Annotated in this window: 9 protein-coding genes and 1 tRNA gene; 4 read left to right on the top strand and 6 right to left on the bottom strand. The window is 69.8% G+C overall.

The window, feature by feature from the left end:
- The first annotated feature begins 16 nt into the window (after positions 1-16).
- Positions 17-568 carry a nuclear transport factor 2 family protein gene (locus RTY13_RS04955; protein ID WP_312781560.1) on the top strand — a complete coding sequence of 184 codons (552 nt, stop codon included), beginning with the start codon at positions 17-19 and terminating at the stop codon, positions 566-568.
- A 7-nt stretch (positions 569-575) separates the two neighbouring features.
- On the opposite strand, the gene RTY13_RS04950 is transcribed toward RTY13_RS04955, so the two are convergent.
- From RTY13_RS04950 to RTY13_RS04940, 3 genes are all read right to left on the bottom strand, one after another.
- Complete coding sequence (locus RTY13_RS04950; RefSeq protein ID WP_312781558.1) at positions 576-1,721, bottom strand: serine hydrolase domain-containing protein; 1,146 nt, start codon at positions 1,719-1,721, stop codon at positions 576-578.
- 31 nt (positions 1,722-1,752) lie between these two features.
- Entirely contained in the window at positions 1,753-3,414 is a 1,662-nt protein-coding gene (locus RTY13_RS04945) for a M28 family peptidase (RefSeq protein ID WP_312781556.1), read from the bottom strand.
- A gap of 81 nt (positions 3,415-3,495) precedes the next feature.
- Positions 3,496-4,734 (bottom strand): TIGR03862 family flavoprotein, encoded by a 1,239-nt coding sequence (locus tag RTY13_RS04940; protein WP_312781554.1) that lies wholly within the window; start codon positions 4,732-4,734, stop codon positions 3,496-3,498.
- 49 nt (positions 4,735-4,783) lie between these two features.
- Between RTY13_RS04940 and greA the strand changes: the two genes are divergently transcribed.
- A complete protein-coding gene (greA, locus tag RTY13_RS04935; RefSeq protein WP_312781553.1) occupies positions 4,784-5,260 on the top strand; it encodes a transcription elongation factor GreA in 477 nt (158 codons plus the stop codon).
- 12 nt (positions 5,261-5,272) lie between these two features.
- On the opposite strand, the gene RTY13_RS04930 is transcribed toward greA, so the two are convergent.
- Together RTY13_RS04930 and RTY13_RS04925 are read right to left on the bottom strand one after the other, a co-directional pair.
- Complete coding sequence (locus tag RTY13_RS04930; RefSeq protein ID WP_312781551.1) at positions 5,273-6,916, bottom strand: leucyl aminopeptidase; 1,644 nt, start codon at positions 6,914-6,916, stop codon at positions 5,273-5,275.
- 121 nt (positions 6,917-7,037) lie between these two features.
- The gene (locus RTY13_RS04925; RefSeq protein WP_312781549.1) at positions 7,038-7,166 is read right to left on the bottom strand and encodes a hypothetical protein; all 129 of its coding nucleotides are present in this window, start codon (positions 7,164-7,166) and stop codon (positions 7,038-7,040) included.
- 97 nt (positions 7,167-7,263) lie between these two features.
- On the opposite strand from RTY13_RS04925, the gene RTY13_RS04920 reads away from it, so the two are divergent.
- Positions 7,264-8,208: a LysR substrate-binding domain-containing protein gene (locus RTY13_RS04920; RefSeq protein ID WP_312781547.1), complete on the top strand. Its 945-nt coding sequence runs from the start codon at positions 7,264-7,266 to the stop codon at positions 8,206-8,208.
- Positions 8,209-8,243: 35 nt separating this feature from the next.
- Here RTY13_RS04920 and RTY13_RS04915 read toward each other — a convergent pair whose 3' ends face one another.
- Positions 8,244-8,663: a hypothetical protein gene (locus tag RTY13_RS04915; RefSeq protein WP_312781545.1), complete on the bottom strand. Its 420-nt coding sequence runs from the start codon at positions 8,661-8,663 to the stop codon at positions 8,244-8,246.
- Between the two features lie 148 nt (positions 8,664-8,811).
- Between RTY13_RS04915 and RTY13_RS04910 the strand changes: the two genes are divergently transcribed.
- A tRNA-Leu gene (locus RTY13_RS04910) sits at positions 8,812-8,907 on the top strand.
- Positions 8,908-8,914: the final 7 nt, after the last annotated feature.

Here is an 8,914-nt window from a genome sequence, read left to right as displayed (position 1 = left end):
CAGCCTAGAAGGATTGATGATCCGCGCTCACTCACTCGCCGCCTTCATCTTGTCCATCGCCCTGGCGACCGGAACGTCCGCCTGCGCCCAGAGCATCGGGATGCCGGGAGGGGGCGACGAAGTCATCCGCACGGCGCGCAGCGAGGCGCCCGCGCCGCTCGCCCCGCCGGTCGTCGTGCCGACCACGGCCGAGACCTTCGACGCCGTCAGCAACACCCTGGACGCCGCGGCCGAGGCCTGGTCGTCGGGCGACGTCGAGGCGGTGATGGCCACCTATGTTCAGGACGAGCCCCTGCTGGTCTTCCTCGGCGATACGCCGTTGAAGGGGCCGGACAGCGTACGCGCCGCGCTCGAAGCCCGCGCCGCCCAGCCCGGCGGCCTGGGTCAGATGACCTATGAATGGTTCGAAACCCTCCAGTTCGACGTCAACACCACCGTGGTCTCGGGCCGCGTGGTGATGCGCCGCGAAGGCCAGACCCATCGCGGCCTGTTCACCCGCGTCCTGCGCCGCACCGAGGACGGCTGGCGCATCGTCCACGACCAGCTGGCCTGGGGCGCGGACGCCTGATCGACGCTTAAAGCGCGGCGTACAGCGCCTCGACCAGCCGCAGGGCGCGCGGATCGCCGATCAGGTGCGGCGACTGGCGGGTCATGACATAGGCCGCTGAAACCCCCGTCGCCGGATCGGCGAAGGCCATCGACCCGCCCCAGCCGCAATGGCCCACGGCCTCCGGGTTGGGTCCAAAGACGTTCAGACCCGTGTTTCGGGTGAAGCCCGCCGCCCAACTCATGACGTAGGGCAGGACCTTGTCCTGGCCGTGGATGCGCTCGCGCGTGGCCGCGGCCAGGGTCCGTTCCGACAGGACGAGCAGGTTGTCCAGCGCCCCGCTGGTGGCGACGATCGACATCATCCGCGCCAGGTCTTTCGCCGTACCGTGCAGGTTGGCCGAGGGGATTTCCGCCATCCGCCACTCGGTCGAGCCGCGCCCGCCCGGCGCCGAGCCCCGATCGAGGAAGGCGGCCTTCTTGATCGGGTCGATGGGGCCGAGGTCCGGGGCGGCGGCGGGCTTGCGCAACTGGGCCACGCGGCCGTGCTCGCTCTCGGGCAGGCCGATCCACAGGTCCAGGTCGAAGGGTTGGGCGAAATCTTCGCGCAGGGCCGTGCCCATGCTGCGCCCGTCAACGAGGCGGAACAACTCGCCCGCCAGATAGCCGATGGTGATCGGATGATAGCCTGACGCGGTGCCGGGCTCCCACAGGGGCGTCTGGGCGGCCAGGCGGTCCAGCACGGCCTGACGGTCGAACCAGATCTCGGGCTCGACCCCGCCGTCGAAGCCGGGCAGGCCGGACTGGTGGCTCATCAACTGACCGACAGTCAGATGGTCCTTGCCCGCCGAGCCAAAGGCCGGCCAGTGGTCGGCCACCCGGTCCTCGTAGGACAGCAGGCCCTTGTCGACGCAGCGCGCGATCATCAGGGCCATGACCGCCTTGCCGGTCGAGAAGACCGGAACCAGCGTCTTCTCGGTGAAGGGCGTGCGCCCCGCCACATCCGCCGACCCGGCCCAGAGGTCCACGGCCACCTCGCCGTCGATGGTGACGGAAAAGCGCGCGGCCAGTTCGTTCAGCCCCTCGGGGGCGTCCACGAAGTTGGCGGCGAAGGCGTCCTTCACCGCGCCGAAGCGCGCGGGGCAGAGGCCGTGAATCTCGGGCAGGTCGGTCATGCGGACGGTCTAGCGCGTCAGGCCGTCGGGGTCACGGCTTGCGCGCCGACGCCGAGGCCTGACGCGCCGCCTCGAACTCGTCGCCCGGCTTCCATGCCGGCCAGTCGCGCGAGTTGGCCAGGGCCGAGCCGACTTCGTACAGCAGTTGAACATCGGCCGCGGCGGCGTCCATCTTCCACTCGGGCGTCCATTCGTCCGTAGGCTGATGATAGCGGTTGGCCACATAGTCCCGACTGGCGGCGTTGTGGCCGGTGAAGCCGGCGGCGGCGAACAGGGCCGGCACGCCCTTGCGCGCCAGGGGGAAGTGGTCGGAGCGATAGAAGGCCCCGGCCTGGGGCGCCGGATCGGGGATCAGGCGGCGCCCTTCGCGCCCGGCGAAGACGGCCAGCCGGTCGTCCAGATCGTTCTTGCCCGCGCCGATGACGACGATGTTCGGGTCGATCTCCGTGCCCGGCAGCAGGCTGTCCATATTGATGTTGGCGACCGTCGTCTCCAGCGGCCAGACCGGGTTGGCGGCGTAGTATTCGGCCCCCAGCAGGCCCGTTTCCTCGGCAGCCCAGCTCACGAAGACGGTCGAACGCTCGGGGCGCGGCCCCCCGGCGAACAGGCGGGCCAACTCCAGCACGGCGGCGACGCCCGTCGCATTGTCCACGGCGCCGTTATAGATGTCGTCGCCGTTCTTCGGCGTGGCGCGGCCATAGGCGTCCCAGTGGGCCCCGAACATGACCGTCTCGTCCGGATGGGTCGTGCCCGGCAGGCGGGCCAGGACGTTTCGGGTCTGGACGCGGTCGGCCACCTGACCGAAGTCGATGGACATGGTCACGCCGTCCAGCGCCACCGGCTGGAAGTCGGGCGTCCGCGCCTGGGCCTTCAGCGCGGCGAAGTCGAGCCCGGCGTCCTGGAACAGCTGTTCGGCCACGGCGCCCTGGATCCAGCCTTGGGCGGCGACGCGTTCCTTGTCCGGGTCGGCGCGGACGATGTCGAACTTGGGCGCGGTCGAGGAGTTCTGCAGCGTCGACCAGGGATAGCCTGCGCCCGGCGTGTCATGGATGACCAGGACCCCCGCCGCCCCGTGCGCCGCCGCCACCTGGAACTTGTAGGTCCAGCGGCCATAGAAGGTCATGGCCTGATTATCGAACTTGCCGGCCACCGGATGGCCTTCCGGCGCGCCGAAGTCGGGGTCGTTGACCAGGACCAGCATGATCTTGCCGCGCAGATCGACGCCCTTGTAGTCGTCCCAGCCGCGCTCGGGCGCATCGACGCCATAGCCAACGAAGACCAGGGGCGCGTCGGTGAGGGTGATATGGCTGACCGGCCGGTCAGACGAGACGATGACGTCGGTGGCGCGTTGCAGGGCCGTGGTCTGGCCGTTTGCGCTCACGCTGATGGCCGCCGGGCCATCCTGCTTGGTGCGGCTGACCTGGGCCACCTGGACCCAGGACCCGCCAGGGCCGCCGGGCTCCAGGCCCAAGGCCTGAAACTGAGCCGACAGCCATGCGATGGTCTTGTCCTCGCCGGGCGTGACCGGGGCGCGGCCTTCGAATTCGTCCGAGGCCAGAACCCGCGTCGCCTCGCTGAGCCGCACGGGATCGACGCGGCCGAGCGGCGAGGCGGGCGCTGTCTGAGCGAAGGCCGAGGTCGAGGTCATCAGGACGGCGATCAGGCCGAAGGCGGCGGAACGGGACATCGGCATCAGGCGCACTCGTACGACAGCAAAGGGAGGGCCACAGGCTGCGCCCTCGCCGTCTCGCTGTCGACCCCCGCCCTTGGTCGATCAGCGTGACTTCAGCCAGTCCGTCACGCCCTTGGCCGCCACGACGCCGGAGGCGAAGGAGGCTTGCAGCAGATAGCCGCCGGTCGGCGCCTCCCAGTCCAGCATCTCGCCGGCGACGAAGACGCCTGGACGGGCTTTCAGCATCAGGCGGTCGTCCACGCCCTCCAGCATCACGCCGCCGGCCGAGGAGATGGCGCGGCTCAGGCCCTGCGTCCCGGTCAGGGTCAGGCTGACGCCCTTGATGCGCGCAGCCAGCGGACCGGGCTCGCTCGGCAGGGGGCCGGCCTCGCGCAGCAGGGCGATGGCGACGGGATCGAGGTGGACGATCTTCCTCAGCCAGTTGGACAGGCTGTCCTTGCCGCGCGGCCTCAGCAGCTTCTGGGTCAGGGCCTGTCGGCTGATGTCGGGACGCAGGTCCAGCGTCAGCTCGGTCTTGCCGTCGCGCTCAATGGCTTCGCGCAGGCCCGCCGAAAGGGCGTAGACGCCGCCGCCTTCTATGCCATAGGCGGCGATCATGGCCTCGCCGCGCACCGTGCGCCCGGCATGGCTTAGGGCCACGCCCTTTACCGGCTGGCCGGCGAAACGCTCGCGCAGCAGCGGCGACCAGGCCACGTCAAAGCCGACGTTGGAGGGCTGGAAGGGTGCGACGGTCACGCCCGCCTCCTCCAGTCCGGGAACCCAGGCGGCGTCGGAACCCAGCCGGGCCCAACTGGCCCCGCCCAGCGCCAGCACCACGGCGTCGGGGCGCTCCAACCGCTCGCCTTCGGGAGTGTCGAAGCTCAGGACCCCATTCTCAGAATTGGCCTCCCAGCCGGTCCAGTGCGAGCGGACGCGAACCTCCACGCCCAACCCCTCCAGCCGCGCCAGCCAGGCGCGCAACAGGGGCGAGGCCTTCATCGCCCTGGGGAAGACCCGGCCCGAGGAGCCCACGAAGGTCTCCTGCCCCAGCCCTTCGGCCCAGGCGGTCAGGTCGGCGGGGGAAAAGGCGGCCAGCCAGCCGCCTATCCGCGCCCGCGCCGGGGCGTCGTAGCGGTCGAGGAAGGACGCCGACGGCTCTGAATGGGTCAGGTTCAGCCCGCCGCGTCCGGCCATCAGGAACTTGCGCGCCACCGAGGGCATCCGTTCGTGCACGACGACGCGAAGGCCGGCCTGGGCCAGGCGTTCAGCGGCCATCAGCCCGGCGGGGCCGGCGCCGATCACGGCGACGATCGGAGGTGTGAAGGAAGGCGCATCGGTCATCACACCTTCCTAGACCGGAACGTCCGCGAACGGCATACGCTCTGTCCTCATGAGCGTCGCCTTCACCCGAGAAGAAGATCTGGAAGCCACGGCCGCCGACCTGGTGGACCGCCCGATCTCGCCCCATCCCAACCATGTCACGCCCGAGGGTCTGGCCATGATCGAGGCTGAGCTGGCCTCGGCGCGGGCGGCCTACTCAGGGGCGCAGGTCAAGGGGGCGATCGAGGCCGACCGCACCGCCATGGCGCGGGCCACGCGCGACCTGCGCTACTGGTCGGCGCGGCGGGCCTCGGCCCAGTTGCTGGAGACGACGCCGGACGGGCGGGTGCGCTTTGGCGGCGCCGTCACCATCGAGCGCGAGGACGGCCGCACCCAGACCTGGCGCATCGTCGGCGAGGACGAGGCCGATCCCGCCAAGGGCTCGGTCAGCCACGTCTCCCCCCTGGCCCGCGCCCTGATGGGCAAGCGCGAGGGGGATGAGGCGACGGTCGCGGGCCAGTCGGTCGAAATCGTCGCCGTCGACTAGGGCGGCGGCGGCCTAGAAGCCGCCGGTCCCCTTCTCTTTCGCCACCGGCTGGAAGTCGCGCACGAAGCGTTCCAGCAGGCGCACGCTGAAGCCGGCGGAGCCCGCCGGCTTGACGTCGTTGGCGCCGCCATAGGCCATGTTGGCGATGTCCAGATGGGCCCAGGGCGTCTCGGGGCGGGCGAAATAGCCGATGAAGTGAGCGCCCGTGCCCGCGCCCGCGCCGCCTTCGCCGGAGTTCTTGATGTCGGCGATGGTCGAGCTGGTGGCCCCGACGTAGGAAGGGTGCAACGGCAGGCGCCACAGGCGCTCGCCGGTCGCGTCGCCTGCGACCCGAAGTTGGTCAGCCAGGGCGTCGTGACGGCTGAACAGACCCGCATAGTCGTTGCCCAGCGCCCCGCCGACCGAGCCGGTCAGGGTGGCCACGTCGACGATGGCGGCCGGGTTGAGCCGGGTGTCGGCCCAGACCACGGCATCAGCCAGCACCAGACGGCCCTCGGCGTCGGTGGAGATGACCTCGATGGTCTTGCCGTTCATGGCGGTCAGGACGTCGCCGGGCCGGATGGCGTTCCCGTCGGGCATGTTCTCGGCCAAAGCCGCGACGGCGGCCACATCGACCGGCGCGCCCGCCTTTGCCAGGGCCAGGACGGCGCCGACGACGCTGGCGGCGCCCGACATGTCCATCTTCATATTGCCCATGTTGGCGCCGGGCTTGATCGATATGCCGCCGGAATCGAAGGTTATGCCCTTGCCCAGCAGGGCGACGGGACCGGCGTCAGGCGCGCCCTGGCCCTTGTAGCGCACGACCAGCAGGCGCGGCGGGCGCGTCGAGCCCTGACCGACGCCGAGCAGCGAGCCCATGCCGAGACGCTGCATGGCGGGCACGTCCAGCACCTCGATCTCGACGCCGGGGACACCGGCGAAGGCGGTGCGGGCGCGTTCGACGAAGCTCTCGGGATAGATGACGTTGGCGGGTTCGTTGGAGATGTCGCGGGTCCAGGCCATGGCTTCGACCAGGGCCGCGCCGCGATGCCAGGCGGTCTGGGCGCCCGAGGCGTCGTCCGCGACCAGGGTGATCCCGCCGGGCGCGGCGGCGTCGCGGCCGGTGGTGCGGTGCAGGTCGGAGCGGTACTGGCCGAGGCCGAGGCCGGTCGCCAGTTCGGCGGCGCTGTCGGCGGTCAGGCCGGCGGTCATGACGGTCATCGCGCCCGGCTGGGCGATCAGGGCGCGGCCGACAACGGTTCCGGCGGTCTGGACCTCGGCGGTCTTGGCGTCGGCGGGCAGGGCCACGACCAGGATGCGGTCCCAGCCGCCGACGCCGTGCAGGCTGAGGGTCTGGCGGGCCTTGTAGTCGAAGCGGGCGGCGGTCAGGGCGGCCGAGACGGCGTCGCGCACAGCGGGCGTCAGGGCGGCGCCGCGCGTGGCCAGATCGCCCTCGGCGCTGAGCGGCAAAACCAGGGCGCCCGAGGGTTGGCCGGGCGCGGCGGCGAAGGTCACGGCGCGCTGCACGGCGGGGGCGGCGCGCGGCGTCAGGGCTGCGGGCGCTTCAACAGCGGCGGCGCGGCGCGATTGCGCCTCGGCGGGCACGGCGACGGTCAGGCTGACGGCCGCCAAAGCGGCGGCAGCGGCGAAGGTCGAAAAATTGGCGGTGCGGCGCATCGGTCGGAGCCCCCTCGGTGTCGATGAAGGGGCTCTTATGGCCAGGGTCGCCGGAGCGGCGCAAACCGTTCCGGCGACGGAGCGGCTGTCCGCGACGCCGTGTCGCGGCGCGGACAAGGGCTCAGCAGGCTGCGCGGCGAGGACGCAGCGTCGGCGCGGGCTTGGCGGCGAGCTGGGTCGCTGCAGACTTGCGGGCCTCCAGCAGGGCGCCGATCCATCCCCACGCGGGTTCCTTATGAATGCGGTACATTTCTTCCATCGGTCGTCCTCCTTTCATGTGTCCAGAATATGCGGTTGACGGACGAGGTTTACAAACGAGACAAAGGCCTCATGCATAAGGCTTGCTTATGACTGACGTCCTTTCCCGCATTCCCGTCGACGCCCTGAGGGTGTTCGAGACCGCTGCGCGCCTGCTCAGCTTCACCCGCGCCGCCGAGGCCCTGGGCATGAGCCAGGCGGCGGTCAGCTGGCGCATCCGCGACCTGGAACAAAGACTGGACCGGCCCCTGTTCGTGCGCGGCACGCGGCAGGTGTCGCTGACGCCGGAGGGGGAACGACTGGCCACGGCGGCGATCGAGGCCATGACCCTGTTGCGGCGCGCCGTCGCCGACGTCGTAGAGGCCGATCAGGGCGTGCTGGCCATCACGACGCTGCAGACCCTGGCGACCCAGTGGCTGGCGACGCGGCTGGGCTCGTTCCAGCTGGACAATCCCGATCTGGCGGTGCGGGTGGACACCAGCCCGGCCCTGTCCATGCTGGGCGCCGATGGGCTGGATGTGGCCTTGCGCTTCGGTTCGGGCCAGTGGGCCGGGCTGGAGAGCCGCTTCCTGATGCCCGCCGTCTTCACCCCCCTGTGCACCCCGGCCATGCGCGACCGGCTGGACCTGAAGACCCCCGCCGACCTGAAGCGGGCCCATCTGGTCGGCGAGCCCGGCGAATGGGCCGCCTGGTTCGCCGCCGCCGCGGTTTCGCCCGCCGATACGGCCCCGCCGCCGCGCCTGACCGCTGACAATCAGGCGATGGAGGTGGCGGCGGCGCTTGGCGATCAGGGCGTGGCCCTGGGCTCGCCCATCCTCTACGCGCGCGAGATCGAGCGCGGCTTGCTGGTTCGCCCCTTCGACCAGACCGTCGCCTTGGCCGAGGGCTACTGGATCTGCTACCCGCCCGCCCGTCGCCTGACCCCCAAGATCGCCCGCTTCCGCGACTGGCTGCTGGACACGGCGCGGTCCGACCCGGCGGTGGTCGAGGGCGCAAGGCTGGCGGGACGGGAAGTGGGGGAAGTGGGTGCGTAGCCCTCAGAACTGAATGGAAAAGCGCACGCCGTTCGCTACACGAGTGATCCTTCGTGTTTGAGAAGGTAGAATTCGTCACTGCCTACGGGTCGCTCTGGGTTCACGAGCCACAGGTTTTGGTTCCGCAAGAGCACGCCGTCCTGGCCCAGTCTGCTGAGTTGCGGAGACATACTTGTCCGCTCAATGCGCTGCCCAAATTTTTCAAAAATAGCCTGTAAAATCTGCTGGGCGGTGAGGGCTTCTCCCGCCTCATACAGGACAGTGAACGCCATCTGCTTCAGCGTGCCTGGCGCGCGACGTTGCCGAGAGTATGAGGCCTGAATCTCGTCGAACAGATCGCCAGCGGTCAACGCCTCTATCGCTGCAACGACGCGACTGAGTTTGCTTTGAAGCGTAGCGATCTCGGACTCCAAGCTAGCCTTTTGTGCCTTCAGAGCCTTGAGAGGCTGATCCATCTTCACCTCCATTTGAGCCTCGAGAGTTGCTCAATTTGGTTAAGGAATCCATAAGAATCGGATTCTGGACTCGAAAAGACTTGCTTTGAGACTTCAGTGGGCCCAATATGCAAAAGACCCGCCCCCATTGGGGACGGGTCTCACCCATGGCTGGGTGGCAGAGCGGTTTATTGCAGCGGCCTAAGAAGCCGTCCAACCCTGTTGCAGCAGGGTTGCGTGGGTTCGAACCCCACCCCAGCCGCCACTTTCGC

This window comes from Brevundimonas sp. (assembly GCF_032055285.1).
Taxonomy (GTDB): domain Bacteria; phylum Pseudomonadota; class Alphaproteobacteria; order Caulobacterales; family Caulobacteraceae; genus Brevundimonas.
The sequence above is the reverse complement of the archived record's forward strand: the minus strand, read 5'-3'. Positions and strand labels throughout refer to the sequence as shown.

What these genes read in the sequence shown, in the direction of transcription:
- RTY13_RS04955 (WP_312781560.1), top strand. Translation starts at nt 17, where the DNA reads ATGATCCGCGCTCACTCACTCGCCGCCTTCATCTTGTCCATCGCCCTG.
- RTY13_RS04950 (WP_312781558.1), bottom strand. Translation starts at nt 1,721, where the DNA reads ATGACCGACCTGCCCGAGATTCACGGCCTCTGCCCCGCGCGCTTCGGC.
- RTY13_RS04945 (WP_312781556.1), bottom strand. Translation starts at nt 3,414, where the DNA reads ATGCCGATGTCCCGTTCCGCCGCCTTCGGCCTGATCGCCGTCCTGATG.
- RTY13_RS04940 (WP_312781554.1), bottom strand. Translation starts at nt 4,734, where the DNA reads ATGACCGATGCGCCTTCCTTCACACCTCCGATCGTCGCCGTGATCGGC.
- greA (WP_312781553.1), top strand. Translation starts at nt 4,784, where the DNA reads ATGAGCGTCGCCTTCACCCGAGAAGAAGATCTGGAAGCCACGGCCGCC.
- RTY13_RS04930 (WP_312781551.1), bottom strand. Translation starts at nt 6,916, where the DNA reads ATGCGCCGCACCGCCAATTTTTCGACCTTCGCCGCTGCCGCCGCTTTG.
- RTY13_RS04925 (WP_312781549.1), bottom strand. Translation starts at nt 7,166, where the DNA reads ATGTACCGCATTCATAAGGAACCCGCGTGGGGATGGATCGGCGCCCTG.
- RTY13_RS04920 (WP_312781547.1), top strand. Translation starts at nt 7,264, where the DNA reads ATGACTGACGTCCTTTCCCGCATTCCCGTCGACGCCCTGAGGGTGTTC.
- RTY13_RS04915 (WP_312781545.1), bottom strand. Translation starts at nt 8,663, where the DNA reads ATGGATCAGCCTCTCAAGGCTCTGAAGGCACAAAAGGCTAGCTTGGAG.